Source organism: Nonomuraea jabiensis (assembly GCF_014204795.1).
Classification (GTDB): Bacteria; Actinomycetota; Actinomycetes; order Streptosporangiales; family Streptosporangiaceae; genus Nonomuraea; species Nonomuraea jabiensis.
Window position 1 is genome coordinate 4,835,643 of sequence record NZ_JACHMB010000001.1, and the last position, 24,661, is coordinate 4,860,303.

Below are 24,661 nucleotides of genomic sequence, written 5' to 3' on the forward strand. Positions count from 1 at the left end.
CGGTCAGAAATACGGTGATAAATGTCACTTCGCCCAGTCAGGAATAGCGCAGCGTGAAAACGGAATAGCGTCGAGTCATGACCTTTTCCTATGTGGTGACCGGCGGCGGGCGTGGCATCGGAAAGGCCGTGGTCGAACGGCTCCTCGGCGAGAAGGACACCGTGGTGGCCGTCGAACGCGACCCCGACGCCCTCGCCTGGGCCGGCCCCCGAGTCATCCCGCTGATCGGCGACGCGGCCGACGAGGAGGTCGCCGCCTGGGCCGCCGACCTGGCCCAGGAGGCGGGCATTCTGCGCGGCTGGGTCAACAACGCCGCGGTGTTCCGCGACGCCTCCGTCCACACGTCCCCGATCGCCGAGGTCAGAGCGCTGATCGCGGCCAATCTGGACCTCGCCGTGGTGGGCTGCGCCACCGCCGTACGCCACTTCCTCGCAGCCGGTACGCCCGGCGCCATCGTCAACGTCACCTCCCACCAGGCCACCAGGGCGGTGCCCGGCAGCCTCCCCTACTCGACCGCCAAGGCCGCCACCGAGGGCCTGACCAGGGCCCTGGCCGTGGAGTACGGCAGGCACGGGATCAGGGTCAACGCCGTGGCCCCGGGCTCGGTGGCCACCGAACGGTACGAGGCGTTCCTGGAGTCGCAGACCCCGCAGGCGCGGCAGGCCGTCGAAGAGCAACTGGCCAGGCTGCATCCCCTCGGCCGGGTCGCGACCCCCGCCGAGGTGGCCTCCGTCGTGGCGCACCTCCTGTCGGACGAGGCGGCGTTCGTCAACGGCGCCACCATCCCCGTGGACGGGGGCCGTACGGTGCTGGGACTCGATCCGGAAGCGCGGGAATGAAAACCGTTGCCACTTGGTTGTGCAGGCCATGAAGAAGAACCTGCACCCCGCGTACGGCCCCGTCGTCTTCCGTGACCCGAGCGTCGGGTTCGCCTTCCTCACCCGCTCGACCCTCACCAGCGACAGGACGGTCGAGTGGGAGGACGGCAGGACCTACCCGGTCGTCGACGTGGACGTCTCGTCCGCCAGCCACCCCTTCTACACCGGCCGCGGCCGCATCCTCGACACCGCCGGCCGCGTCGAGCGCTTCAATCAGCGCTACGCGAACCGCCGCAAGTGACGGCCGGCCCCCGCGGGCACGAGTGTGCCCGCGGGGTGAGCCACGCTGGTCCGCCGGAGGGGGCATGCCTGCGCTACTGCTGGGTAAAAGGTGGTCACCGGCATCGGAGCAGTGGTGATGGCGATGAGTCTCTCTGGAAAGGAACGCCGCATTCTCGCTGAGATCGAGCAGGCCCTTGAGCGAGAGGACCCCGAGCTGGCCAGGCGCGTCGCGGCGATCAACAAGATCGAATCGGACGGGGACTTCCCCCGGGCGTACGGTGATCGCCTGCGCAGATGGGTGCTGGCACACGTCTGGATGATCTTCACGGCCGGCGCACTGGTGATCGTCCTGCTACTGCTCGCCGTACTGACCACCTGACAGTCAGCGCCGCCGGCGCAGTAGTGCCAGGTCGGTGGCCGCCACGACGGCCACCGCGGCGGCGATCGCCGCCTCCCAGCGCCACACCTCAGCCCCCGTGCTCGCGGCAAGCACCGCGAAGACCACCGCCGCCGCCATCCCCAGCACCAGCGCGACCAGGGACAGGATCCGCCGGGCGCGCAGCGGGCTGCGTGCGGTCAGTGGCTCCGTGCCCGCCCGGTTACGCAGCCACATGGTCCATCCCCTCTCCGAACGGTCAGGCGAGGCACCTCAGGGCCGCGACCACGCGCGGGTCGATCCCGTGCGAGGCGGGCAGCCGCCCCACCGTGGCCTCCACGAACTCGGGGTACGACAGCGAGGCCGTGACCCCTCCCACGGCGGCCCAGATCTCGTCGGCCGTCTGCTCCACCTGCACCTTGGCCTCCTGCTCGGCCAGCACGAACCGCCCCACCGCCACCCGCCACAGCGTCCGGTCGTCGGCCTCGGCGTCGGAGACGGGCGCGCCGACGTCGTCGGCGTGGGTGGCGTACTCGGAGTCGTAGTGGAAGGCCTGCCGGCCGCACGGGTAGGGCCCGGCCATGGTGTCGATCAGCCCGCCGGGGCCGAGCTCGCGCATGCGGCGGCGCGTCTCGCCGTTCTGGACCCGCCACTCCTCCAGCACTTCCGCCACGGGCAGGTTGCGCCGCTGCCGCACCGACCACTCGTTGAAGTCGTTGTAGCCGGACACGCCGGCCTTGGACAGCCGGGTCAGCAGGTCCTGCACGGTCCCGTCGAGGCAGGCGTGGTTGTACAGCTCCTCGCCCGCCAGGTGGCCCAGCACGTCGCGCACCGACCATCCCTCGCACCGCGACGGCCGCTGCCAGCCGGCCTCGTCGAGCCCGCTGAAGAACCGGTCGAGCCGGGCGGCCTCCGCGTCGAAGATGTCGAACGGGTTGAAGTCTTTGAGCAGCTCGTCGGCCATACTCCCGACGCTACCCGCTACGTGCCCGCTTTCACGGCCATCGAGCCGAGGGCGGACCTGACGCGTTCGTACTCGCCGGCGCAGGAAGGCACCCGCTCGGGCGGGACCCAGCCGCCCTGGGCGATCCGGTCGTATTTGCCGGGGTCCGAGCCGTACAGGAGACAGGAGAACGTGGCCGACTCCGGCGGCCCCGACAGGTGGTCGATGCCGGAGTGGTCCGCGAGCAGGTGGCGGGCCTCGGCGGCGGCCACCACGCGCTTGGGCGCGTCGGACGCGAGCGTCAGCGCCGCGAACTGATCGGCCTGCTCCTCGCTGTCGGCCAGGCCGTTCAGCGTGGTCAGGGCGTGGCCGAGCTGGTGGTGGAAGAGCACGGACAGCGCGCCGTCCATGCGCGCGGAGCCGGTACGGGCGTCGGTCTCCTCGGTCTCGGAGATGCCGTCCATCGCGCGGCGCACCTTGTCCACGAGCTGGTAGCAGATGGTGATCCGGCGCTCCTCGTGGTCCCAGGCGGCCTCCGCCGCGTCGCAGTCACGGACGACGACCTTGACCGGCGCGGGCAGCCGGATCCGGGTCCTGAGCGCGTCGCCGTCCTTGAGGAGCTTCCTGGCCTGCTCGGCGCGGGGCGAGCCCGGCTGCTCGTAGCGTACGGACAGGTCCGATGAAGGCGCCGTCCCCAGCGTGCTCGTCATGCTCAGGACGAGGGCGATGAGGGGATGCGGCATACGAGGCTCCTTCGGGGGTCGGTAGATCCACGCAATGCGACTGTCCATGCACGCAAAGCGTGATCCCTAAACCTGAGGACCCCCGAAAAGCCGGAAGGCCCGGCCCCTGGGAAGGGACCGGGCCTCCGTCTTATGGATTAACGACGCCACCAGCTGCCGTAGACCCGCACGGAGTCCGTGCGGCTCTTGGAGCCGTCGAGCTCGTCGTTGCCGTCGAACACGGCGCGGAAGGTGCCGCTCTTGTAGGCGCGGGTCTCGGCGTAGAACTTGCCGCCCCACTTGGTCTTGGCGGAGGCGACCCACTTCCAGCCGCTGGAGCCGTTGGCGCGGAAGTAGACGTTCACCTTCTCGCCGCGGACGCCCTCCCAGCCGTCGTCATCCACCTGGAGACGGCCGGAGAACTCGATCGTGCGACCCTTGCGGACCTTGTACGGGTCGGCGGAGAAGCGCGAGATACGAGTCTCGGACTTGCTCTTCTCGAGCTCGACCGAGAAGAACGCCGTGTCCGTCGCGATCTGCTTGCCGGCAGAGTCGAAGGCTACAGCGGTGGCCTGCCACTTGCCCTGCGGGTCGCCCTCGGTGAAGCCGACGGCGAAGCGCCAGCCCTCGAGGTCCTTGACGTCCTTGGCGCGGAGCGTGCGAGCGCCCTCGGGCGCCACGCTGAGCTCGACCTTCTTGACGTCGGAGCTGGCCCCGATGTCGAAGTACGCGGTCGTCTCGGAGCCGGGCTCCACCACGACCGGGTTAGGGTCGATGTCGCGGATCTTGAGCTGGGTGTCCACCTTGGTGGCCGCCGAAGCAGTGCTCGCGCCCGACATCAGCATGGCCCCGCCCACAAGGGCGGAAACGATACCAAGTGCGATCTTTCTCATGAGGGTGCTGATTCCTCTCCCCGTATTGACTTGGAGCCGGCTCGGGGTGGCCGACCCCTTTACTACTTTGAGCCATGAGAAGGGGAAAAGGTTGGCTAAAGTTACAGAAAATATTTGATCACATCGGCAACCAGGGCTTATGCGGGAAAAGTACTTGACCGGCTACAGTCTGGCGCATGACCGACGTCTACACGCTCGGCGAGCCCTTGGGGGTCGTCTCCAGCGGCCGGGTTCGCCACGAGAGCGAAGCCCGGCTGGACGTGTGCGGGCCCGAGTTCACCCTGGCGATCGCGCTGGCCAGGCTCGGGCACCGCAGCGCGTACCTGGGCAAGGTGGGCGATGACGAGCTGGGCGCGAGGGCGCTCACCGCGCTCAGGGGTGAGGGCGTGGACGTCTCGGACATGCGCGTGTCCGAGGGGTTGCGCACGGGGCTGATCCTCAGGGAGACCCGCGTCGGCCGCGCACAGAGAGTGACGCAGTACCGCGCGGGCTCGGCGGGCTCGCGGCTCACTCCGGGCAACGTGCCGATCGACCGGATCGGGGCGTCGAAGATGCTCCACGTGACCGGTCTGACGGCGGGCCTCGGCCGGGACGCGCTCGAGGCGGTGCGCACCGCCGTGAGCGCCGCGAAGAACGCCGAGGTGATGATCTCCTTCTCCGTCGACTACGTGCCCGAGCTGTGGCCGTCGGTACGCGAGGCCGAGGAGGTGCTGGGCGAGCTGGCCTGCGACTCCCACCTGCTCTTCCTCCGCCAGGACGAGCTCGACCTGGTCAAGCCCGCGCTCACGCCGGAGCGCGAGGTCGTGGTGGACCGCGGCGCCAAGGGCGCGAGCGTGCGCGCCGACCGGATGCGCTACGACGTGCCGGGCTGGCAGGTGCCCATCGTGGACACGGCGGGCGCGGGGGAGGCGTTCGCCGCCGGTTACATCAGCGCCGCGCTCGACGGCCTCACCCCCCAGGAACGCCTGCACCGCGGGGCGCTGTTGAGCGCCGCCGCGGTGACCAGCGTCAGCGACTGGCAGGGGCTGCCCACCAGGTCAGACCTCTAATTGGTGGTCAGGGTGAAGGTCGAGGTCGTGTTCCTGATGTTCTGGTAGTTGTTCGCGAACCTCAGGTTGTTGATCGTGGCCGACCCGACGGCCGGGCCCTGGCCGGGCTCGGGCATCTCGTTCACCCAGATGCCGAACCCGGACTTGGCGTCGAAGGCGTCGCCGCTCTTCTGCGCGCCGCTGATCGACACGTTCGTGAGGATCGTGTCCTTGACCGGGTTCAGGGGCGCGCTGCCGGAGTAGCCGGTCTGGAACATGATCCCGCTGTACGTCGGGTCCACGATGTCCAGGTTGTTGACGCGGATGCCCTGGAACACCTTGGAGGAGGAGAACAGCCACAGCGCCGGGAACGTCTGCTGCCCCCAGAAGTGCCCGCCGGCCCGGACCAGCGAGATGTTGTCGAACGTCGTGGGCGGGCTGGCGCCGAACCCGTTCATCGGGATCCCGAAGTCCAGCGAGCTGATCGTGACGCCCGGGTAGGTCAGCGTGTCCGCGACGTAGATGTTCCTGAACGTGTTGTCGTAGCCGCCGTACACGGCCACGCCCGCGGCCCGCCAGGTGAGCAGCGAGGTCAGGTTCTCGAAGACGTTGCCGGTCTGCTCGCCGGGGTTGTTGTCGGTGGCCGAGAACAGCGCGAAGCTGTCGTCGCCCGTGGCCCTGGCCTCGACGTTGGTGACGTGGTTGCCGGTGCTGCCGTTGGTCATGTTCAGGCCGTCGGCGAACAGGTCGCGGATCCGCGAGTTCTTGATCGTGATGTTGTCGGTGTTCGTGCCCCAGTAGAGGCAGATCTGGTGCTCGGCCCAGACGTTGTCGATCGTCATGTTCGCCACGTTCGAGAAGTCGAAGACCTTGCCGGGGCCGTCGATGCGCGAGGTGTAGTTGCCGAAGTAGGCGAAGTTCGCGAACGTCGAGCCGTTGGCCGAGGCTTCGGTGCGGAAGCCCACGTCGGTGTTGTCCTGCCCGGCGGGGGAGTAGAACCTGGTGAACCAGGGGCCCGCGCCGACGATCTTGACCGGCTTGCCGTACACCTGGAACTTGCCCGAGGTCTGGTAGTCGCCCTGCGGCAGGTAGACGCCGGTCAGGCCGGCGTCCATGCGGGCCTTGTCGAGCGCGTTCTGCACGTCCTGGTGGGTGAAACCGGTCGGTACGGCGTACTTCGCCGGGTCCGGGTTCGCGACCGGGGTCGCCTGCTCGAAGTCCACGAAGTCGATCGCGTACGTCTGGGTGTTGGCCGCGTCCTTCTGCAGCCTGATCGTGCTGCCCTTGGGCACGGTGGCGCCGAGGAGCACGTTCGCCTCGTCGTAAATGTGCCTGGGCGGTCCCGAGCCGGGGGAGTTGTTCGGGCTGGCCTCGGCGCCGTAGAGCCAGGCGTAGCGGGAGGTCAGGCTGATGGCCTTGAGGAACGAGCCGTTGACGTAGACGTTCAGGGTCGAGTTCAGGCCGCCGCCGCCCGCCGCGTCGGGCATGGAGAAGCGGGTGACCAGGGTGTTCGTGTCCGCCCTGGTGGTGAACTCGACGTACGCGCCGGTCTGGTTGAGCGTCACCGCGCGCCGCCCGGACGCCTCGCCGGCGATCGTGCCGATCTCCCTGCTCGGGCCCACGCGCGTGGCCCCGCCGCCGATCACGGCGTCCTCGGCCTCGTACGTGTCGTACGGCATGTTCGCGCCGCGGCCCACGAACAGCGGCAGCTCGCTGGTGTTGTTGGCGCGCTTGACGGGCAGCTCGTTGGGGTCGTCGGCGAGCACCGTCCTGACCGTGTACCTGCCGTTGGCCGCGGTCCACGTGCCCAGGCTCACCGGGCTCGTCGTCGCGCCCGCCGCGATGGCGCCGCCGGTCGAGCCGGTCAGGGTCTTGACGACGGTGCCGGAGGCGTTCGTGACGGTGAGCGTGATGCCGTGGGAGCCGCCGCTGGAGGCCACCGTGCCCTGGTTCTTGATCGCCACCGAGAACGTCACCGTGTTGCCGGCGGCCGGGTTGCCCGGCGTCCAGGCGACGGGGGAGGCGACCAGGTCGGCCGTGTCGACCGGCTTCACGGTCAGGGTGCCGGTGGCGGTGTTGTTGGCCTCGTTCAGCTCGACGACCTTGCCGTCCTCGTCCACCTTGGCGGACAGCTGGTAGGTCCCGGCGTCCCTGGCGCCGATGTTCGCGGACACGGTGGTCGACGCCCCCGCGGCCAGCGCGCCCACGTTCGCGCTGCCGACCTTGGTGGCGCCCGCGTAGAAGTTCACGGATGTCGCGGCGGCGGCCGCGGTGCCCGCGTTCCTGACCGTGGCCGACAGCGTGACCGCGTCGGTCTCGACCGGCGCGGCCGGGGACGAGGACAGGCCGCTCACGGTCAGGTCCGGATTGGCCGACGGGGTGCCGAAGATCTGGAACTCGGCCACCTGCCCGCCCGGCGCGCCCGAGTTGGCGGTGATCTGCAGCCGGACGTCGGCGGCCTTACCGGTTACGGGGATGGTGACGGAGTTGCCGGTGGCCGGGTCGAAGGTGTAGACGGCCTGCGCGACCAGGGTGCTGAAGGCGCTTGCGCTCTGCTCCCGGCCCAGCACCTGGATGGTCTGGGTCCGCCTGGCCCAGGCGGGGTCGGGGTTGAGCTTGAGCGTGATCGAGGTCAGGTCGGCGTTGGCGCCGAGCTGCACGGTCAGCGTGTTGGGGTAGGCCGCGCCCTCCCAGTACGTCTGGAGGTTGTCGTCGTTGGCGTTGGCGGCCACGTACGTGTGGGTGTGCGAGGACTCGGTGATCGCCTTGCCGAGGGCCAGGTTGGCGCCGCCCGGCGGGTTGTCCGGCGCGCTGCCCCACACCTCGAACTCGGAGAGCTGGCCCGCCGGCCAGCCGGTGTTCGCGGTGATCTGCAGCCGGACGTAGCGGGCGGTCGTGGCGGCGAAGGTGATCGTCGCGGCCGGGTTGAAGGTGTACGTCGCCGAGGCGGCGATCGTGCTGAAGGCGGAGCCGTTCGTGCTGCCCTGGACGGTCAGCGTCTGGGTACGGCTGGGCCAGCCGGACGGCAGCCTCAGCACGAGCCTGTTGACGCTCGCGCTGACGCCGAGGTCGACCTGGACCCATTGCGGGAAGGCGTTGTTGGCCGACTCCCAGTAGGTGGCCTGGTTGCCGTCGGTCACGTTGGGGGCGGCGTAGACGTCGGTGGAGCTGCTCGCGGTGGCGGTCCTGCCCGCCGCGAGGTTGGTGTCGGCCGCCGCGTGGGCGGGTGCGGCCAGGAATCCGAGGGCTAACGTAAGGGCGGCTAAGACTGCTCTCATGGGGGTGGCCCTTCCGGGTAAGACGGATGGCCGAACCATAGGATGCCGAACAGATGACCGCAATATTTCGACGAGATTTCGCAAAGCATTGACTGACAAGAATCATGGCGTGCGGCCTTCCCTCCCTGGTCAGGAACGTCGCGGGACTGGGGAGACGGCGGTCGCGGCGGTGCAAAGCCTGACGTAAGCCGTTGCAAGCGCTTGCGCTGAAGGCCGTATAGTTTGCGCATGACGCGACGACTCGCAGAGGTGGCCAAGAAAGTCGGAGTCAGCGAGGCGACGGTGAGCCGCGTGCTCAACGGCAAGCCCGGGGTCTCCGACGCGACCCGCGAGGCCGTGCTGACCGCTCTCGACGTGCTCGGCTACGAGCGCCCCACCCAGCTGCGCGGCGACCGCGCCCGGCTGGTCGGCCTCGTGCTCCCCGAGCTGCAGAACCCGATCTTCCCGGCCTTCGCGGAGGTGGTCGGCGGCGCGCTGGCCCAGCAGGGGTTCACCTCCGTGCTGTGCACCCGCACGGTCGGCGGCGTCTCCGAGGCCGACTACGTGGACCTGCTGCTCCAGCAGCAGGTCAGCGGGGTCGTCTTCGCCGGCGGGTTCTACGCCCAGGCCGACGCCGCGCACGGGCACTACGAGCTGCTGCACGAGCGCAAGCTGCCGACCGTGCTGGTGAACGCGGCCGTCCAGCACCTCGACTTCCCGCAGGTGTCGTGCGACGACGCGGTGGCCGCCGAGATGGCCCTGGCCCACCTGCGCGCGCTCGGCCACGAGCGGGTCGGCATGGTGCTCGGGCCGAAGGACCACATGCCGTCGCGGCGCAAGCTGGAGACCTTCCAGGCTCAGGGCGGGGATCCCGGGCTGGTCGAGCACACGATGTTCTCGCTGGAGGGCGGGCACGCGGCCGCCGCCCGGCTGGTCAGGCGCGGGGTGACCGGCGTGATCTGCGCCAGCGACCTGCTCGCGCTGGGCACGGTCCGGGCGGCCCGCCGGGCGGGGCTGGCCGTGCCGGGGGACATCTCGGTCATCGGCTTCGATGACTCCGCCCTGATGAACTGCACCGACCCCCCGCTGACCACGGTCCGCCAGCCGATCGACGCCATGGGCCGGGCCGCCGTGGACCTGCTGGTCGCGCAGATCGACAAGGCGGTGGTGCCGGCGGACGAGCTGCTGTTCGAGCCCGAGCTCGTGGTCCGCGCCTCCACCGCCCGCGCCCGCGCGGCGGCCCAGGACTGAGACCAGCCTCTTCCGTCTCCCCTTAAAGGGGCCTCGACCCGTGCGCTGGGCCAGGGCTGAGACCAGCCCCTTCCCTCTCCTCTCCAAGGGACCTCAGCCCGGGCGGTGGGTCAGGGCCGTCGCGACATCGGCTTAACCCAGTCGTTATCTTGCAATATCCAGTCGAAATATTGCGAACATCCGTCCCCGATCCTATGGTGTGGGCACCTCGCATCAGAAGGGTCAGACCATGCGGAGATCCACTGGGCTCTTGCTCGTATCCGTGCTCGGCCTCTCAGCCACAGCCTGCGGCTCCGGCAACCCCGCCACCCCGTCAGCCGGCGCGGGCGGCGCCAAGGCCGTGACGATCACGGTGGCCTGCCAGCCCGCCAAGTCCGCGCCGAAGGAGCGCCAGGCCTGGGACGACGACGTGGCCACGTTCATGAAGGCGCACCCGGGCGTGACGGTCAAGAGCACGGACCAGCAGCCCTGCTTCGACCCCAAGACGTTCGGCCCCAAGCTGGCCGGCGGCCAGATGGAGACCGTCTTCGTGGTCCCGGTGACGAACTACGACGACGTCATCAGCCAGGGCCAGGCGCTCGACATCACGCAGTACACCGGCACCATCAAGAACTGGAACGACCTGCGCCCCGACGTGCGCGAGCTGGTCACCAAGGACGGCAAGGTGTACGGCGTGCCGAACGTCCACTACGGCGTCGGCCTGGTCTACAACCGCGCCCTGTTCACCAAGGCCGGCCTCGACCCTGACACCCCGCCCAAGACGTGGGCCGAGGTGCGCGAGGCGGCCAAGAAGATCGCCGCGCTCGGCCCCGGCTACGTCGGCTACGGCGAGTACTCCGGCGGCAACACCGGCGGCTGGCACTTCACCCAGGCCATCTACGGCCGCGGCGGCAGCATCCTGACCCCCGACAACAAGAAGGCCGCGTTCAACTCGCCCGAGGGCAAGGCCGTGCTGCAGAACCTGCACGACATGCGCTGGGTCGACAACAGCATGGGCAACAAGCTCCTGGTCGGCTGGGAGTCGCTCATGATGGCCATGGGCAGCGGCAAGGTCGGCATGATGCTGGGCGCGCCCGACGTGGTCACCGACGTGGTCAACAAGTTCAAGGGCAACGTCGCCGACTACGGCATCACCGGCTTCCCCGAGGCCAAGGCGTCGCTGAGCGGCGGCGAAGCGTTCATGATCAACCCGAAGGCCACCCCCGAGGAGGCCAAGGCGGGCCTGGAGTGGATCGACTTCCGCTACAACACCGTCGGCAAGGGCCGCTTCGACTTCGCCCGCGGCAAGGCCATCGGCAACCCGGTCGGCGTGCCCGACAACGCCGTCTACGGCGACTCGGCGACGGGCAAGGCCATCCAGGCCGACCGCGAGAAGAACGCCTCGCTGCCGGTCACGAACTACGCGCCGTACGTGCAGGCCGCCGCGACGATCCCGCCGAAGGCCGAGCCGGTGCACGCGCAGGAGCTGTACGCCATCCTCGACGTGGTCATGTCGGGCGTGCTGAGCCGTAAGGACGCCAGTGTCGACCAGCTCCTGGCGGACGCCGAGACCAAGGCGAACTCCATGCTGGCGGCCAAGGGCTGACCTCGATGGGAATCTTGAGGCGCAACCTGACGGCCTACGGGTTCCTCTGCGCGGCCCTGTTCTGTTTCGCGGTGTTCGCCTGGTATCCGATGGTCAGGGAGTTCATTCTGAGCTTCCAGAAGACCGACCTGATCAACCCGCCCACCTGGGTGGGGCTGGACAACTTCAAGGCGGCGGTCCAGGACCCGGCCTTCGGCGAGGCCTGGCTGAACACCGTGGAGTTCACGCTGCTCGCGCTGCTGTGCGGCTACGCCGTGCCGTTCGTCGTCGCGCTCGTCCTCAACGAGCTGCGCCACGCCCGGGCCTACCTGCGGTTCGTCGTCTACCTGCCGGTCATGCTGCCGCCGATCGTGGCGGTGCTGCTGTTCCGGTGGTTCTACGATCCGGGGCCCGGGCTGTTCAACCAGGTCCTGGACTTCTTCCACCTGCCGCCGCTGGCCTGGCTGGACTCGTCGTCGACCGCCCTGATCTCCCTGGTCCTCGTCTCGACCTGGATGAACATGGGCAGCGCGACGCTGATCTACCTGGCGGCGCTGCAGAACATCCCGCCCGAGCTGTACGAGGCCGCCGAGCTCGACGGGGCCGGGATCTTCAAGCGGATCAGGCACGTCACGATCCCGCAGACCCGGCTGATCCTGCTGCTCATGCTGATGCTGCAGATCGTGGCGACCATGCAGGTGTTCATCGAGCCGTACATGCTGACCGGCGGCGGCCCGGAGAACGCGACCGTGAGCGTCGCGTACCTGATGTACCAGTTCGCGTTCTCGCAGATGAACTACGGCCAGGCGGGCGCGCTGGGCATGCTGCTCATGCTCGTGCTCCTCGTCTTCGCGGCCTTCCAGCTCAGGACGACCCGTGAGGACAAAGCATGATCGCCCGTGAGGGAGCGCCGTCGCCTGGACTGAGGAGCGGCGGGAGCGAAGCGACCAGAGTGACGAGGGAAGGCGACGGCTCCACGGCGACCGAGCCGCCTCCACGGAGTGGAGGCGACAAGCAGAGCGCGCGTACCACTACCGGACGGCGACGCGGTACGAAGAGAGCACCCAAGCCGATCCAGGTGCAGTTCCGCACGATCGTCTCGCCGCACCAGCTCAACAGCAGGTGGGGCCGGCGGATCTACTGGCTGGTCCTGATCGCCGTCGTCGTGGTCTTCACGCTGGCCTTCGTCTTCCCGCTCTACTGGATGATCACCGGCGCCATGAAGACGCCGGAGGAGATCGCCCAGATGCCGCCGTCGCTCGTCCCGGCCGACCCGACGCTGGAGGCGTTCTTCGAGGCGTGGGACCTGTTCGACATCGGCACGCTGCTGGCCAACACCGCGTACTACGCGCTGGGCGCGTGGCTGTTCTCCATGGCGGTGGACGTCACGGCGGCGTACGCGCTGTCGAAGCTGCGGCCGATGTTCGGCAACGTGATCCTCGGGGCGATGCTGGCCACGCTGATGATCCCGCCCATGGTCATCCTCATCCCGCTCTACGTCACGATCGTGGACCTGGGGCTGCTCAACAACGCCTGGGGCCTGTGGTTCCCGGCGGCGGCGAACGGCTTCAACATCTTCCTGCTCAAGCGGTTCTTCGACTCGATCCCGCGGGAGCTGATCGAGGCGGCGCAGATCGACGGCGCGGGCCCGCTGCGGGTGCTCTGGTCGGTCGTGCTGCCGGTCTCCAGGCCGATCCTGGGCGTGGTCTCCATCTTCACGATCGTCACCGCGTTCAAGGACTTCGTCCTGCCGCTGCTGGTCATGACCGACAGCGAGAAGATGACGATCAGCGTGGGCCTGTCGCAGACGGCGGGCGCGGTGACCCAGAACCAGATCATGGGCGGTCTGGTCATCGCGAGCATTCCCATGATCATCGTCTTCTTCGTCTTCCAACGACACATCATGGCGGGGCTCACCGCCGGAAGCATCAAGGGATAAGCGCATGTCGCAAACGTGGTGGCGGGGGGCCGCGATCTACCAGGTCTACCTGCGTAGCTTCGCCGACGGGAACGGTGACGGGATCGGCGATCTGGCCGGCCTGCGCTCCCGCCTGCCGTACCTGAAGGATCTCGGGATCGACGCCGTCTGGCTGAACCCGTGGTACCCGTCGCCGATGGCCGACGGGGGCTACGACGTGGCCGACTACCGCGACATCGAGCCGGTCTTCGGCACGCTGTCCGAGGCCGAGCGGTTCATCGAGGAGGCGCACGAGCTCGACATCAAGGTCATCATCGACGTGGTGCCGAACCACAGCTCCACGCAGAGCGCCTGGTTCAAGGAGGCTCTGGAGAACCCCGCGGCGCGGGACCGCTTCTGGTTCGCCGACGAGCCGCTGAACGACTGGCAGTCCATCTTCGGCGGCTCGGCCTGGACCCAGGTCCCCGACGGCCAGTGGTACCTGCACCTGTTCGCCCCGGAGCAGCCGGACTTCAACTGGACCAATCCCGAGGTCCACCAGGAGTTCGAGGACGTGCTGCGGTTCTGGTTCGACCGCGGTGTGGACGGCGTGCGCATCGACTCCGCCGCCCTGCTGATCAAGTCGGACACGAAGTACGAAGACCTCGACGAGGTCCACGACGTCTACCGCCGGTGGCGCGAGGTGGCCGACGAGTACGGCGAGCGCATCCTGATCGGGGAGGTCTGGCTCCCCGACCAGGAGCGTTTCGCGCGCTACCTGCGGCCCGACGAGCTCCACACGGCCTTCAACTTCGACTTCCTGTCCTGCCCGTGGGACCCGGCCGAGCTGCGCAGGGTCATCGACCTGACCCTCACCACCCACACGCCCATCGGCGCCCCGCCGACGTGGGTGCTGTCGAACCACGACGTGACGCGCCCGGTCACCCGGTACGGCCGGGCCGACACCACGTTCGCGCACGGGGGCCGCCTCCACGGCACCCCGTCCGACCTGGAGCTGGGCTACCGGCGGGCCAGGGCGGCGGCCCTGCTGGCCATGGCGCTCCCCGGCTCCGTGTACGTCTACCAGGGCGAGGAGCTGGGCCTGCCCGAGGTCGAGGATCTCGCCGACGAGCTCCGCCAGGACCCGATGTACGCCAGGTCCGGCGGCACGAACCCGGGCCGGGACGGCTGCCGCGTGCCGCTGCCGTGGTCGGGGGAGGAGCCCCCGTTCGGCTTCGGCGCGGGCACGCCGTGGTTGCCGCAGCCGGAGGGCTGGCGCAAGCTGACCGCCGAGGCCCAGCGTACGGACCTGGGCTCGATGCTCAACCTCTACCGGACGGCCCTGGGCCTGCGCCGCGACCTGCTGGGGGACGGCACGCTGACCTGGCTCCCGGCGGAGGGCGACGTCCTGGCCTTCACCAGGGACTCGGGCCTGACGAGCGTCACCAACCTGGGCCCCGGCCCGGTGCCGCTACCCGCGGGCCGGCTCCTCCTGGCCAGCGGCGCCCTGGAGGACGGCGCCCTGCCCTCCGACACCACGGCCTGGCTGGCGAGGGACTGACCGGAGCGCGACCAGCCCGGCGGCGGCCAGCGCGAGGCACAGCCACGCGAACCAGTCGCCGAACCGGGCGTACACGGTGGGCCCGGGGCCCGAGGGCACGTCGGCGAAGGCCATGACGAACGGCTTCCGCGTGCCCTCGGTGTCCCGCTCGGCCAGCACCCGGCCCCACGGGTCCGAGATCGTCGGGGTGCCCCACTGCGCCGCCCAGGCCACCGAGAGCCCGGTCTCCACCCCGCGCAGCAGCCCCATCCGGCTGTGCTGCCGCCCGTTGCCGAACTCGTCGGCGGCCGGCACCGCCATCAGGCGCGCCCCGGCGCGGGCGTAGTCGCGGATCGGCGCGGGGAAGTTGAGGTCCATGCAGTTGGCCAGGCCGACGTGGTCGCCCGCGAAGACGAGCTCGTCGCCGTGCCGGAACGGCTCCCCGGGCGCGAAGTGCCACTTCGCGTAGTAGACCGGCGCGGATCCGTCGGCCGGGAGGTCCACCGAGTAGTTGTACTTGGTCCGCGGGGTCGTGTGGACGACCCCGATCACCACGTCCACGTTCCGATCGCGGGCGACCTCGCGAAGCGGCGCGAGCGCCGGGCCCAGGCTCGCCTCGTCGGTGCCCAGCGTGCCCTCGGGCAGCACCACCGTGCCGGTGCCCGGGGGCAGCCCGGCGATCTCCTTCACATACTCCTGGACCAGTGCCTTTCCGCCGGGGCTCGCCGCGTCGGGCGCCCACTGGTAGCGGGTGGCCGACAGCACCGCCACCTGCCGCCAGGCGGTCGAGTCCGCGCCGGCCAGCCGCACGGCCCCGAAGACGAGCACGAGCAGGCACGCCGCCGCCCCCACCACGCCGGTACGCAGCCACGCCGCCGCGGCCGCCCCCGGCCACAGCATCGCCGCCAGGGTGGCCGGCGCCAGCATCACCACGTACTCCACGCCCCAGGCGCCGGTCACCGAGGCGATCTGGATCACGGCGGGCACGTCGGCCACCGAGGTGGCGAGGGGCCAGATGATGCCCGTCGGGTTGGCCAGCACGGTCAGGTACATGGACCCCACCCACAGGGCAGGCGGCGCGCAGGCGGCGAGCAGCAGCAGCCCGCGCCGGGCGAGCGCCCTGAAGAGGCAGACCGCCAGCCCGAACAGCAGCGAGCAGCCGACGATGATGCCGATCCCGATGGGCCGCGGCACCGACGGGGTGCGCAGGAAGAATTCGAGCTGGTTCGTCATTCCCAGCAGGAACGCCAGGAACGCGGCGAGGAACGTCGCCCGGCCGCTCGCCCGCGGCGCCAGGAGCAGCATCGGCAGCGGTGCGAGCCAGGTCAGCGCCGGGATCGGCGCGAAACCCGTACCGAAATAGAAAAGCACAGCGGATAAGAGCGGCGCGGCGATCCTGAGCAGCATGTTTACACCGTAAACAGGAAGGTATACGGCGTCAACATAAGCCGATCAGGTGGGGCACATGCACGTGACGAACATGTTCACCAGCGTCCGCACGGCCTCCCGCCGGTCGTCGCGCCGCCAGACGACGGCCAGCCTGCTCGGCGGCAGCCCCGCCACGGGCCGGCTGACCACGTCGTCGCGCCGGTAGAGCTCGGCGTTCCCGGCCGAGACCAGCACCACGGCCCGCCCGGACGCGACCAGCTCCAACGCCTCCTCGGCCGTCTCCGCCTCCGCCCCCACCACGGCGGGCGCCGGACGCTGGTCGTTGGCCAGCCAGAAGTCCCGCATGGGACCGGCGGAGACCGGCATCGCCACGAACGTCTCCCCGGCCAGGTCGGCGAGCGTGACCTCGGAGCGGGCGGCCAGCGGATGGGCGGCGGGCAGCGCGACCCAGCGCTCCTCCGTGCTGACCACCGTCCAGTCGTAGTCGTGGCCGGGCATGGGCAGCCACGCGACGGCCACGTCGACCTGGCCGTCGCCCAGTCCCACGGTGGGGTCGCTCCACGGCACCTGCCGGAAGCGCAGGCGCCAGCAGGGCAGCGCGCCCGAGATGGACGGCACGAGCCCGCGCCCGATCCGCGTCTGGAACCCGACGACCAGCGTCCGCTCCGCACGCGCGGCGGCCACCGCCCGCTGCGCTCCCTCCCACTGCTCGATGATCCGCCGGGCCTCGGGCAGCAGCGCCGCCCCCGCCGCCGTCAACGCCACGGTACGGCGGTCGCGCTCGAACAGCTTGGCCCGCAGCGACAGCTCCAGCTGCCTGATCTGCCTGCTCAGCGAGGGCTGCGAGATGAAGAGCCGCTCGGCCGCCGCCCGCGTGAAGCTCAGCTCTTCGGCGACCGCCACGAAATACCTGAGATCCCGAATGTGGGTATCCATAGCAAAAAGCTATAACAGCCGGTCTTGGACGGGCAGGGAAACCGGCCTCCACGATGGAGTGCATGAGAGATTTGTCAGGAAAGACGGCATTGGTTACCGGAGCTTCGCGGGGAATCGGGCGGGCCATCGCCGAGCGCCTGGCCGCCGACGGGGCCCGGGTGATCGTCCACTACGCCAGCAACGACGACCTGGCCAAGGAGACGGTGGCCGCAATCGAGGGCGCGGGCGGGCAGGCGTACGCGGTGAAGGCGGCCTTCGAGGACGGCGTGGACGCGCTGTTCGAGGGCATCCAGGGGGAGCGGCTGGACATCCTGGTCAACAACGCCGCCATCCTCGCCGGGGTGCTGGGCACGGTGAGCGAGGAGCAGTTCGACCGGGTCTTCGCCGTGAACGTGCGGGCGCCGTACTTCATCATCGAACGCGCCCTCCCGCTCCTGAACGACGGCGGCCGGATCATCAACATCTCCTCGGCCGTCGTCCGCATCGCCCTCCCGGACCTCGTCTACTCGATGACCAAGGGCGCCCTGGACACGCTGGGCTTCAGCCTGGCGCCCCTGCTCGGCGACCGGAACATCACCGTGAACACCGTCTCCCCGGGCGTCACGGAGACGGACATGAACGCCTGGCTCCGCGCGGACGACGGCACCGCCGAGCGCGCGGTCACCGAGGTGACCGCGCTGGGCCGCATCGGCCGCCCGCAGGACATCGCGGACGCCGTGGCGCTGCTCGCCAGCGAGGAGGCCCGGTGGATCACCGGGCACGTCCTGGACGTCACCGGCGGCTACTTCCTCGGCCCGCGCGGCGGCGTGGGGCAGGTCCCGGCAGAGGCGGTCTAGCGGGGCGGTCTAGCGGGGCGGTCTAGCGGGGCGGTCTAGCGGGGCGGTCTAGCGGGTGGCGCCGCTGGGGCGTTCCAGAGCAGCCCGGCGGGGGCGGCGAGCAGGTTGCCGGGATGCGCGTCCCCGTGGACGGCCTGCGCCGTGCGGCCGGCCAGCCGTTCGGCCAGGTCCGCGTGCGCGTCCCGCAGCCGCGCCAGCACGCCGGGCGGGACCTCTCCGTCGAGCAGCTCCAGCAGCCGCAGCGGCTCGTCGAGCACCGGCCCGAGATAGGGCAGCTCGCCGGGGAACCCCCGCATCGCCTCGTGCAGCTCGGCGAGCGCCCGCCCGGCGGTCATGAGCGCCGGGCACAGGTGGACCCGGAGGTTGAACGAGTCGTTGAGGACCACCGGATCCACGACCCGGATGCCGTGCTCCCCGGCCAGGCAGACGGCGGCCACGGCGGGGGTCATTCAGGCGGACTCCCTGATCACCAGCTCCGTGGGCATGATCAGCGGCTCGGCCGGCCCGCCCTCGAACAGCCCGAGGAGGAGCTGGACCATGGCCGTCGCCTGGTCGGCCACCGGGTGCCTGAGCGTCGTCAGCGGCGGCTCGGTGTATTTGGCCGCCTCGATGTCGTCGAAGCCCACCACGGCCACGTCGTCCGGCACCCGGCGCCCGGACTGCCGGAGCGACTGCAGGGCGCCGACGGCCATCAGGTCGTTGGCCACGAAGACGGCGTCCAGGCCGGGGTCGTCGCGCAGGAGCTGCCGCATCGCGACCGCGCCCGACTCCCGGGTGAAGTCGCCGATCGCCACGATCGACCTGAGGTCGGAGTCGCGCAGCACGTTGCGGTAGCCGGCCAGCCGGTCCTGGCCGCCGATCATGTCCTGCGGGCCCGCGATCGTGGCGATCCTGCGCCGTCCCGTCTCCACCAGGTGCCGCACCCCCATCTCCGCTCCGCCGACGTTGTCGTTGTCGACGTACGGGATGTCCACGGGGACGGCGGGCCGCCCGTAGGAGACCACGGGGACGCGCAGGCGCGACAGCGCGGCCGGCAGCGGGTCGGCGCCGTGCATGGAGATCAGCATGACCCCGTCGACGTGCCCGCCCGCGATGTAACGCTCCACCCGGGCGTGGCTCTTGGCGGAGGAGGCCAGCATGAGCACGACCTGTTTGTTCACCGCTTCGAGCGCCACGGACGCCGACCTGATCGCCGTGGAGAACATCGGGTCCTCGGAGAAGACCCGGGTGCCCGGCTCGCTGACGACCAGCGCGATCGAGTCGGTGCGCTGGGTGACCAGGCTGCGCGCGGCCGAGTTGGGCACGTAGCCCAGCTCGTCGATCGCGCGCTGCACGGCGTCGCGGATGTGGGGCGCCACCGTCGTCTGGCCGTTGACGACCCGGGAGGCGGTGGCGCGCGAGACCCCCGCCCGGGCGGCGACCGCCTCGAGCGTCGGGCGCCTCATGGATGCACCAAGTGGGAGAGCACGAAGAAAATCTACAGGCCGTTCCTGGCGATGACGTCTCTGTACCAGAGAGCGCTGTCCTTGAGGACCCTGGCCTGTGTCGCGTAGTCGACGTGCACGATGCCGAACCGGCGCCGGTAGCCCTCGGCCCACTCGAAGTTGTCGAGCAGCGACCAGACCAGATATCCGCGCAGGTCCGCGCCCGCCCCGATGGCCCGGTGCACCTCGCGCAGGTGGCCCTCCAGGTAGGCCACCCGCTCGTCGTCGTGCACGCGGCCGCCCTCCACGACGTCGTCGAAGGCCGCGCCGTTCTCCGTGACCATGAGGCCGACCTGCGGATAGTCCTGCGAGAGCCGTACGAGGAGCCGTGACAGGCCGTCCGGCACGATCGGCCAGCCCATCGCGGTCGTCGGCGCATCCGCCGCCGCGAACCGGACGCCCTCCGAGCCCGGCCACGCCGCGTCGGCCGGCAGCCCCGGGCCCGACTCGACCACGCACGGGTTGTAGTAGTTGACGCCGACCAGGTCGATCGGCGCGTTGATCAGCGCGAGGTCGCCGTCGAGGACATGGTCCGTCCCGCCGTTGCGCGCCGCCGCCTCCAGGACCTCCGCCGGGTACGTGCCGTGCACCGCCGGGTCGAGGAACTGCCTGGTCAGCAGCGCGTGGACGCGGTCCACGACGGCCGCGTCCGCCTCGCCGGCCACCGCCGAAGGGTCGTTGACCTGGGCGGGGGTGAGCACGGGGGAGGAGTTGACCACCAGCATGAGGCTGCGGGCGCCGGACGCGCGCAGCCGGCGCGCGGCCAGCCCGTGGCCGAGCAGCAGGTGGTGCGCCGAGCGCAGGGCGCCGGCCGGGTCGCGGCGGCCCGGCGCGTGCACGCCGTTGCCGTAGCCGAGGAAGGCCGACACCCACGGCTCGTTGAGCGTGGTCCAGTCGCCCACCCGGTCGCCGAGCCGGTCGTGGACGGCCTGGGCGTAGTCGGCAAACCGGTACGCCGTATCGCGATTTGTCCACCCACCACGGTCTTCGAGTGCTTGGGGAAGATCCCAGTGATAAAGGGTGACATAAGGCGAAATTTCGGCGGCGAGTAGTTCGTCCACGAGCCGGTCGTAGAACGCCAGCCCGCGCGGGTTGACCGGGCCCGCGCCGTCCGGCTGGACCCGCGGCCACGCGACCGAGAACCGGTAGGCCGCCAGCCGCAGCTCCCGCATCAGCCTGACGTCCTCGCGGTAGCGGTGGTAGTGGTCGCAGGCCACGTCGCCGGTGTCGCCGTCCACCACGTTCCCGGGGGTGTGGGAGAAGGTGTCCCAGATCGACTGGCCCCGCCCGTCCTCCTTGACCGCCCCCTCGATCTGGTACGAGGCCGTCGCGGCACCCCAGACGAACTCCTCGGGAAAGATCATCCCTTAACAGCTCCTTGCATGATTCCACCGATGATTTGCCTGCCGAACAGGGCGAAGACGGCCACGAGCGGGAGCGTGCCGATCGCCGTCCCGGCCAGCCCGAGCACGTAATCGTTGACGTAGCCGCTGGCCAGCGTGGACAGCGCCACCTGGACGGTCGGGTTGTCCGGGTTCAGCACGACCAGCGGCCAGAAGTAGTCGTTCCAGGCCGACATGAACGTCAGCATGCCGAGCACCGCCGCCGCCGGACGGGCGGCGGGCAGCACGACGTGCCAGAACAGCCCCCACGTCGAGCACCCGTCCACCCGGCCGGCCTCCAGCAGCTCGGTGGGCAGGGCCCGCGACAGGTACTGGGTCATGAAGAACACGCCGAACGCGTTGACCAGCGCCGGGACGATCAGCGCGTAGTTGGTGCCGGTCCACTCCAGCTTCACCATGAGCATGTAGAGCGGGATGATGCCGAGCTGCGCCGGGACCATCATGGTGGCCACGGTGATCACGAGCATGATGTTCCTGCCCCTGAACTTCAGCTTGGCGAAGGCGAACCCGGCCAGCGTCGAGAAGAACATCACCGCGATCGAGATCGACCCCGCCACGATGACGGAGTTGACCAGCGCGAGCCCGAAGGGGACGGTGTCGAAGACCCGGGAGACGTTGGCGAAGAAGTTGCCGCCGGGGATCAGCGGCGGCGGCACCTGGGCCAGCGCCGAGTTGTGCCGGGAGGCCACCACGACGCTGTAGTAGAGCGGGAAGGCCGAGAAGAAGGCCACGGCGGTCAGGGTCAGGTAACGCAGCCTCATATCAGGCCCCCTCTCACTCTGCGGGTGATCAGGAAGTTGACCAGCGCGACGATCACCACGGCCAGGAACATCAGCCAGGAGGCGGCCGAGGCGTAGCCGAAGTCGAACGTCGAGTTCGCGAAGCCCTGCTCGTAGACGAACAGCGCCAGGGTCTGGAACTGCCGGTCCGGCCCGCCGGTGGCGATGCCGCCCCCGCCGCCGCTGCTCTGCCCGAACAGCAGGGGCTCGGCGATGATCTGCATGGCGCCGATCGTCGAGACGATGACCACGAAGACGATCGTCGGCCGGATCATCGGGATCGTGATCCTGCGCAGCTGCGTGAAGCCGCTCGCGCCGTCGAGGGTGGCGGCCTCGTACAGCTCGCGCGGCACGGCCTGCATGGCGGCCAGGAAGATCAGCGCGTTGTAGCCGGTCCAGCGCCACATGATCATCACGGAGAGGGCGAGGTGCGAGGTCGCGGTGCCGGCCGCCCAGTCGATGCTGCCGACGCCGAACCACGAGAGCACCCAGTTGATCAGCCCGAAGTCCCGGCCGAAGAGCTGGCTGAAGATGACCACGACCGCCACCACGCTCGTGACGTTCGGCAGCAGAAGCGCGACCCGGAACAGCGTCTGGAACCGCAGCCGCCGGTTGAGCAGGTGCGCCAGCCAGATGGCCAGCAGGAGCTGCGGCACGGTCGAGAGCACGCCGATGGACAGGGTGTTGAACGTGGCGTTCCAGAAGTACCCGTCGCCCAGCAGCGTCGAGTAGTTGTCCAGCCCGATGAACGTCTGCGTCTCCGACAGCAGCGACCACTCGTGCAGGCTCACCCAGGCCGTGTAGACCAGCGGGAACAGCCCGAAGGCGCAGAAGAGCAGGAAGAACGGCGCCACGTAGGCGTACGGCGACACCCTCAGGTCGAGGGTGTGCCGCATGCCGCGCCTACGCCGTCGCGAGACCGCGAGGGGAAGAGTGCTCATTTGATCTTCTTGACGTCCTCGAGCACCTGGGTCCACGCCTCGTCAGGCGTCTGCTTGCCCTGCTCCACGCGGCCGAGGCCGTTGCCGATGGCCGTGCGCACGTCGGCCTCCTTGGGGCCGAGGTGCTGCGGCTTGAGCGCCTTGGCGGCGTCGGAGTAGATCTTGCCGATGGGGGCGTCGCCGAAGAACGGCTTGGTGAAGTTCTGGATCGACGGGTCGTCGTACAGGGCCGGGATCGACGGGAATGTCCCCTCCTCCTTGAACACCTTGGCCTGGTTGTCCTTCGAGGTCAGGAAGTCGATCAGCTCGGCCGCCTCCTTCGGGTGCTTGCTCTGCCTGGGCACCATGAGGTGGGAGCCGCCGCTGTTGCCGGAGCCGCCCGGGACGGTCGCGATGTCCCACTTGCCGGCCGAGTCCTTGGCCTGCTCCTGGATGAAGCCGGTCATCCAGGCCGGGCAGATGATCGTGGCGAACGAGCCCTTGGCGAAGCCGGTGTTCCACGGCGGCGTGAAGGCCGCCAGCTTGGCGGTCAGGCCCTCCTGGGTGAGCTGGTTGGACAGGTCCCAGGCCTTCTTCACGTCCGGGTTCGAGGCCACGATGATGTTGTCCTGGGCGTCGTACAGGCCGGTGGGCGCCTGGTTGACCATGGCGCGGAAGATCTCGCCGGGGGAGTCGACGAACTTGGCCCCCGCCACGTTCGCCCCGGCGAACTTCTTGCCGGTCGCGATGTACTGCTCCCACGTCGGCCAGAGCGCCGCCACCTCGCTCCGGTCTGTCGGCAGCCCGGCCTTTTTGAACAGGTCCTTGCGGTAGCACATGGCCAGCCCGCCCACGTCGGTGCCGAGGCCGAGCACCTGCGTGCCGTCCTTGCTGAGGCCCTGCTGCCACTTCCAGTCGAGGTAGTCGGGCTGCCGTTTGTCCAGCCCGTACTGCTTGAGATCGACGAACTTGCCCGGCTGGGCGGTGAACGTGCTGATGTAGCCGACCTCGACCGCCTCGATGTCGCCCGCGCCGGCGTTGGTGGCCAGCCGCTTGACGAGGTTGCTGTGGTGGTCGTTGAACTGCGTGACGTTCTCGACGATCTCGATGTCGGGGTGGGTCTTCTTGTACTCCTCGTAGAGCGGTTTGAAGCCGAAGTCGCCGAAGAGGCCGACGGTGAGCTTGATCTTCTCTCCCGGCTTGGCGCTCTCCGCGGCGGTGGTGCTCCCGCCGCCTCCCCCACCGCAGGCCGTCGCCAGGGCGAGCAGGGACGCGGTGATCAAGGGCATGGCGAATCGCCGGACGCGAGGGGTCATGGAACCCTCCATGGTCGGTGCTTGCGAGGTAAGTGAGAGAGCGCTCTCTCAAGAGATTCGCGGCGCTCACACCAGGCTGTCAACGGGGGTTAAATAACGATCCGGCCTAGCGAGAGAGCGCGTTCACGCGTTGAGCGCGCGGCCGGCCATGCGGGCGTACATGCGGCCGGGGCTGGGGGCCTCGGTGAGGAAGCCGGGCAGCACGGGCAACTCGACGGCGAACGGGTCGAGCCGCTCGTACAGCTCGTTGGCGTCGGCGGGCCGGTCGTCCGGCAGCTTCTCCAGCAGCTGCGACAGCAGCGCGCCGAGCTCGCGGGGCAGGCCGGGGATGGCCGGCGGGCGCTCCTTGACCTGCTTCTCGAAGACCATGTAGTCGGTGGGCCCGGTGAACAGCTGGCGCCCGGTCAGCATCTCGTGCAGCACGCAGCCGAGCGAGTAGAGGTCGCTGCGCGGCTCGGCGACGCCGTGCTGGATCTGCTCGGGAGCCATGTACGCCGGCGTGCCCAGGATCTGCCCGATCCTCGTGAACGTGGTGACGTCGGTGTCCCGCAGCATGGCCAGCCCGAAGTCGAGCACCTTCACGCTGCCGTCGGGGCAGAGCATGAGGTTCGTGGGCTTGAGGTCGCGGTGGCAGATCGCCAGGGCGTGGGCCGCCGACAACACGGCACACGCCTGGGCCGCGATCGCGGCGGCCCAGGCGACGGGCAGCGGGCCGTGCTCGCTGACCACGTCGGCCACCGTGACGCCCTCGATGAACTGCATCACCTGGTAGAGCCGCTGCTCGTGGGTGCCGAAGTCGTAGAGCACCGGCGCGCCGGGATGTTCGAGCCGGGCCAGGATGCGGGCCTCGCGGATGAACCTGCGCTCCAGCTCGTGATCGTGCCCGCTGGGCAGCCTGAGCAGCTTCACCGCCACCCGGCGGTCCAGGTGGCGGTCGTGGCCCGCGTACACGGCGCCCATGCCACCTTGCCCGAGAGGGAGGTCGTCGAGCACATAGCGGTCACCGATGACCATTCGCCCCTCCCCG

General features: G+C 69.8%; 24 protein-coding genes. 10 read left to right on the plus strand and 14 right to left on the minus strand.

The genetic code is table 11. The annotated features are described in order from the left end of the window. Positions 1 to 77: 77 nt before the first annotated feature. The 3 genes from HD596_RS22345 to HD596_RS22355 all read left to right on the plus strand — a co-directional run bounded on the left by HD596_RS22345 (position 78) and on the right by HD596_RS22355 (position 1,479). Positions 78 to 839 (plus strand): SDR family NAD(P)-dependent oxidoreductase, encoded by a 762-nt coding sequence (locus HD596_RS22345; RefSeq protein ID WP_185071279.1) that lies wholly within the window; start codon positions 78 to 80, stop codon positions 837 to 839. A gap of 28 nt (positions 840 to 867) precedes the next feature. Continuing rightward, a complete protein-coding gene (locus tag HD596_RS22350; RefSeq protein WP_185071280.1) occupies positions 868 to 1,119 on the plus strand; it encodes a type B 50S ribosomal protein L31 in 252 nt (83 codons plus the stop codon). A gap of 123 nt (positions 1,120 to 1,242) precedes the next feature. Beyond that, positions 1,243 to 1,479 (plus strand): DUF3040 domain-containing protein, encoded by a 237-nt coding sequence (locus HD596_RS22355; RefSeq protein WP_185071281.1) that lies wholly within the window; start codon positions 1,243 to 1,245, stop codon positions 1,477 to 1,479. 3 nt (positions 1,480 to 1,482) lie between these two features. Here HD596_RS22355 and HD596_RS22360 read toward each other — a convergent pair whose 3' ends face one another. The 4 genes from HD596_RS22360 to HD596_RS22375 all read right to left on the minus strand — a co-directional run bounded on the left by HD596_RS22360 (position 1,483) and on the right by HD596_RS22375 (position 4,034). Beyond that, complete coding sequence (locus HD596_RS22360; RefSeq protein WP_185071282.1) at positions 1,483 to 1,713, minus strand: DUF6343 family protein; 231 nt, start codon at positions 1,711 to 1,713, stop codon at positions 1,483 to 1,485. A 22-nt stretch (positions 1,714 to 1,735) separates the two neighbouring features. After that, entirely contained in the window at positions 1,736 to 2,440 is a 705-nt protein-coding gene (locus tag HD596_RS22365; RefSeq protein ID WP_185071283.1) for a maleylpyruvate isomerase family mycothiol-dependent enzyme, read from the minus strand. A 17-nt stretch (positions 2,441 to 2,457) separates the two neighbouring features. Beyond that, entirely contained in the window at positions 2,458 to 3,162 is a 705-nt protein-coding gene (locus HD596_RS22370; protein WP_185071284.1) for a DUF4344 domain-containing metallopeptidase, read from the minus strand. 137 nt (positions 3,163 to 3,299) lie between these two features. Continuing rightward, positions 3,300 to 4,034 (minus strand): hypothetical protein, encoded by a 735-nt coding sequence (locus HD596_RS22375; RefSeq protein WP_185071285.1) that lies wholly within the window; start codon positions 4,032 to 4,034, stop codon positions 3,300 to 3,302. 176 nt (positions 4,035 to 4,210) lie between these two features. Between HD596_RS22375 and HD596_RS22380 the strand changes: the two genes are divergently transcribed. Beyond that, entirely contained in the window at positions 4,211 to 5,083 is an 873-nt protein-coding gene (locus tag HD596_RS22380; protein WP_185071286.1) for a sugar kinase, read from the plus strand. Here the strand turns inward: HD596_RS22380 and HD596_RS22385 are convergent. Next, positions 5,080 to 8,340 (minus strand): discoidin domain-containing protein, encoded by a 3,261-nt coding sequence (locus HD596_RS22385; protein ID WP_185071287.1) that lies wholly within the window; start codon positions 8,338 to 8,340, stop codon positions 5,080 to 5,082. The genes HD596_RS22380 and HD596_RS22385 overlap by 4 nt on opposite strands. A gap of 228 nt (positions 8,341 to 8,568) precedes the next feature. Here HD596_RS22385 and HD596_RS22390 point away from each other — a divergent pair, with 228 nt between their 5' ends. The 5 genes from HD596_RS22390 to HD596_RS22410 all read left to right on the plus strand — a co-directional run bounded on the left by HD596_RS22390 (position 8,569) and on the right by HD596_RS22410 (position 14,592). Then, on the plus strand, positions 8,569 to 9,570 hold the full coding sequence (locus tag HD596_RS22390; protein ID WP_185071288.1) for a LacI family DNA-binding transcriptional regulator: 1,002 nt from the start codon (positions 8,569 to 8,571) through the stop codon (positions 9,568 to 9,570). A gap of 229 nt (positions 9,571 to 9,799) precedes the next feature. Further along, on the plus strand, positions 9,800 to 11,155 hold the full coding sequence (locus HD596_RS22395) for an ABC transporter substrate-binding protein (RefSeq protein ID WP_185071289.1): 1,356 nt from the start codon (positions 9,800 to 9,802) through the stop codon (positions 11,153 to 11,155). A gap of 5 nt (positions 11,156 to 11,160) precedes the next feature. Beyond that, entirely contained in the window at positions 11,161 to 12,027 is an 867-nt protein-coding gene (locus HD596_RS22400) for a carbohydrate ABC transporter permease (RefSeq protein WP_185071290.1), read from the plus strand. A 185-nt stretch (positions 12,028 to 12,212) separates the two neighbouring features. Continuing rightward, the gene (locus HD596_RS61960; protein ID WP_185071291.1) at positions 12,213 to 13,073 is read left to right on the plus strand and encodes a carbohydrate ABC transporter permease; all 861 of its coding nucleotides are present in this window, start codon (positions 12,213 to 12,215) and stop codon (positions 13,071 to 13,073) included. A 4-nt stretch (positions 13,074 to 13,077) separates the two neighbouring features. Further along, complete coding sequence (locus HD596_RS22410; RefSeq protein WP_185071292.1) at positions 13,078 to 14,592, plus strand: glycoside hydrolase family 13 protein; 1,515 nt, start codon at positions 13,078 to 13,080, stop codon at positions 14,590 to 14,592. Here the strand turns inward: HD596_RS22410 and HD596_RS22415 are convergent. Continuing rightward, positions 14,503 to 15,978, minus strand: a complete 1,476-nt coding sequence (locus HD596_RS22415; RefSeq protein ID WP_185071293.1) for a nitrilase-related carbon-nitrogen hydrolase — start codon at positions 15,976 to 15,978, stop codon at positions 14,503 to 14,505. The two genes, HD596_RS22410 and HD596_RS22415, sit on opposite strands and share 90 nt — an antisense overlap. Positions 15,979 to 16,023: 45 nt before the next feature. Continuing rightward, positions 16,024 to 16,896 (minus strand): LysR family transcriptional regulator, encoded by an 873-nt coding sequence (locus HD596_RS22420; protein ID WP_185071294.1) that lies wholly within the window; start codon positions 16,894 to 16,896, stop codon positions 16,024 to 16,026. Between the two features lie 62 nt (positions 16,897 to 16,958). On the opposite strand from HD596_RS22420, the gene HD596_RS22425 reads away from it, so the two are divergent. Next, positions 16,959 to 17,732, plus strand: a complete 774-nt coding sequence (locus HD596_RS22425; protein ID WP_221519461.1) for an SDR family oxidoreductase — start codon at positions 16,959 to 16,961, stop codon at positions 17,730 to 17,732. 35 nt (positions 17,733 to 17,767) lie between these two features. On the opposite strand, the gene HD596_RS22430 is transcribed toward HD596_RS22425, so the two are convergent. From HD596_RS22430 to HD596_RS22460, 7 genes are all read right to left on the minus strand, one after another. Next, the gene (locus tag HD596_RS22430) at positions 17,768 to 18,181 is read right to left on the minus strand and encodes a phosphotransferase (RefSeq protein WP_185071296.1); all 414 of its coding nucleotides are present in this window, start codon (positions 18,179 to 18,181) and stop codon (positions 17,768 to 17,770) included. Next, entirely contained in the window at positions 18,182 to 19,177 is a 996-nt protein-coding gene (locus HD596_RS22435; RefSeq protein ID WP_185071297.1) for a LacI family DNA-binding transcriptional regulator, read from the minus strand. 32 nt (positions 19,178 to 19,209) lie between these two features. Further along, a complete protein-coding gene (locus HD596_RS22440; protein WP_185071298.1) occupies positions 19,210 to 20,580 on the minus strand; it encodes a GH1 family beta-glucosidase in 1,371 nt (456 codons plus the stop codon). Further along, a complete protein-coding gene (locus tag HD596_RS22445; RefSeq protein WP_185071299.1) occupies positions 20,577 to 21,380 on the minus strand; it encodes a carbohydrate ABC transporter permease in 804 nt (267 codons plus the stop codon). The genes HD596_RS22440 and HD596_RS22445 overlap by 4 nt, the downstream gene beginning before the upstream one ends. Then, positions 21,377 to 22,339 carry a carbohydrate ABC transporter permease gene (locus HD596_RS22450; protein ID WP_185071300.1) on the minus strand — a complete coding sequence of 321 codons (963 nt, stop codon included), beginning with the start codon at positions 22,337 to 22,339 and terminating at the stop codon, positions 21,377 to 21,379. The genes HD596_RS22445 and HD596_RS22450 overlap by 4 nt, the downstream gene beginning before the upstream one ends. Further along, positions 22,336 to 23,634 (minus strand): ABC transporter substrate-binding protein, encoded by a 1,299-nt coding sequence (locus tag HD596_RS22455; protein WP_185071301.1) that lies wholly within the window; start codon positions 23,632 to 23,634, stop codon positions 22,336 to 22,338. The genes HD596_RS22450 and HD596_RS22455 overlap by 4 nt, the downstream gene beginning before the upstream one ends. 123 nt (positions 23,635 to 23,757) lie before the next feature. Next, entirely contained in the window at positions 23,758 to 24,648 is an 891-nt protein-coding gene (locus HD596_RS22460; RefSeq protein WP_185071302.1) for a serine/threonine-protein kinase, read from the minus strand. Between the last annotated feature and the right edge of the window lie 13 nt (positions 24,649 to 24,661).

Excerpts from the sequence above, each read along its gene's own strand:
- HD596_RS22345 (WP_185071279.1), top strand. The coding sequence starts at position 78 with ATGACCTTTTCCTATGTGGTGACCGGCGGCGGGCGTGGCATCGGAAAG.
- HD596_RS22350 (WP_185071280.1), top strand. The coding sequence starts at position 868 with ATGAAGAAGAACCTGCACCCCGCGTACGGCCCCGTCGTCTTCCGTGAC.
- HD596_RS22355 (WP_185071281.1), top strand. The coding sequence starts at position 1,243 with ATGAGTCTCTCTGGAAAGGAACGCCGCATTCTCGCTGAGATCGAGCAG.
- HD596_RS22360 (WP_185071282.1), bottom strand. The coding sequence starts at position 1,713 with ATGTGGCTGCGTAACCGGGCGGGCACGGAGCCACTGACCGCACGCAGC.
- HD596_RS22365 (WP_185071283.1), bottom strand. The coding sequence starts at position 2,440 with ATGGCCGACGAGCTGCTCAAAGACTTCAACCCGTTCGACATCTTCGAC.
- HD596_RS22370 (WP_185071284.1), bottom strand. The coding sequence starts at position 3,162 with ATGCCGCATCCCCTCATCGCCCTCGTCCTGAGCATGACGAGCACGCTG.
- HD596_RS22375 (WP_185071285.1), bottom strand. The coding sequence starts at position 4,034 with ATGAGAAAGATCGCACTTGGTATCGTTTCCGCCCTTGTGGGCGGGGCC.
- HD596_RS22380 (WP_185071286.1), top strand. The coding sequence starts at position 4,211 with ATGACCGACGTCTACACGCTCGGCGAGCCCTTGGGGGTCGTCTCCAGC.
- HD596_RS22385 (WP_185071287.1), bottom strand. The coding sequence starts at position 8,340 with ATGAGAGCAGTCTTAGCCGCCCTTACGTTAGCCCTCGGATTCCTGGCC.
- HD596_RS22390 (WP_185071288.1), top strand. The coding sequence starts at position 8,569 with ATGACGCGACGACTCGCAGAGGTGGCCAAGAAAGTCGGAGTCAGCGAG.
- HD596_RS22395 (WP_185071289.1), top strand. The coding sequence starts at position 9,800 with ATGCGGAGATCCACTGGGCTCTTGCTCGTATCCGTGCTCGGCCTCTCA.
- HD596_RS22400 (WP_185071290.1), top strand. The coding sequence starts at position 11,161 with ATGGGAATCTTGAGGCGCAACCTGACGGCCTACGGGTTCCTCTGCGCG.
- HD596_RS22410 (WP_185071292.1), top strand. The coding sequence starts at position 13,078 with ATGTCGCAAACGTGGTGGCGGGGGGCCGCGATCTACCAGGTCTACCTG.
- HD596_RS22415 (WP_185071293.1), bottom strand. The coding sequence starts at position 15,978 with ATGCTGCTCAGGATCGCCGCGCCGCTCTTATCCGCTGTGCTTTTCTAT.
- HD596_RS22420 (WP_185071294.1), bottom strand. The coding sequence starts at position 16,896 with ATGGATACCCACATTCGGGATCTCAGGTATTTCGTGGCGGTCGCCGAA.
- HD596_RS22425 (WP_221519461.1), top strand. The coding sequence starts at position 16,959 with ATGAGAGATTTGTCAGGAAAGACGGCATTGGTTACCGGAGCTTCGCGG.
- HD596_RS22430 (WP_185071296.1), bottom strand. The coding sequence starts at position 18,181 with ATGACCCCCGCCGTGGCCGCCGTCTGCCTGGCCGGGGAGCACGGCATC.
- HD596_RS22435 (WP_185071297.1), bottom strand. The coding sequence starts at position 19,177 with ATGAGGCGCCCGACGCTCGAGGCGGTCGCCGCCCGGGCGGGGGTCTCG.
- HD596_RS22440 (WP_185071298.1), bottom strand. The coding sequence starts at position 20,580 with ATGATCTTTCCCGAGGAGTTCGTCTGGGGTGCCGCGACGGCCTCGTAC.
- HD596_RS22445 (WP_185071299.1), bottom strand. The coding sequence starts at position 21,380 with ATGAGGCTGCGTTACCTGACCCTGACCGCCGTGGCCTTCTTCTCGGCC.
- HD596_RS22450 (WP_185071300.1), bottom strand. The coding sequence starts at position 22,339 with ATGAGCACTCTTCCCCTCGCGGTCTCGCGACGGCGTAGGCGCGGCATG.
- HD596_RS22455 (WP_185071301.1), bottom strand. The coding sequence starts at position 23,634 with ATGACCCCTCGCGTCCGGCGATTCGCCATGCCCTTGATCACCGCGTCC.
- HD596_RS22460 (WP_185071302.1), bottom strand. The coding sequence starts at position 24,648 with ATGGTCATCGGTGACCGCTATGTGCTCGACGACCTCCCTCTCGGGCAA.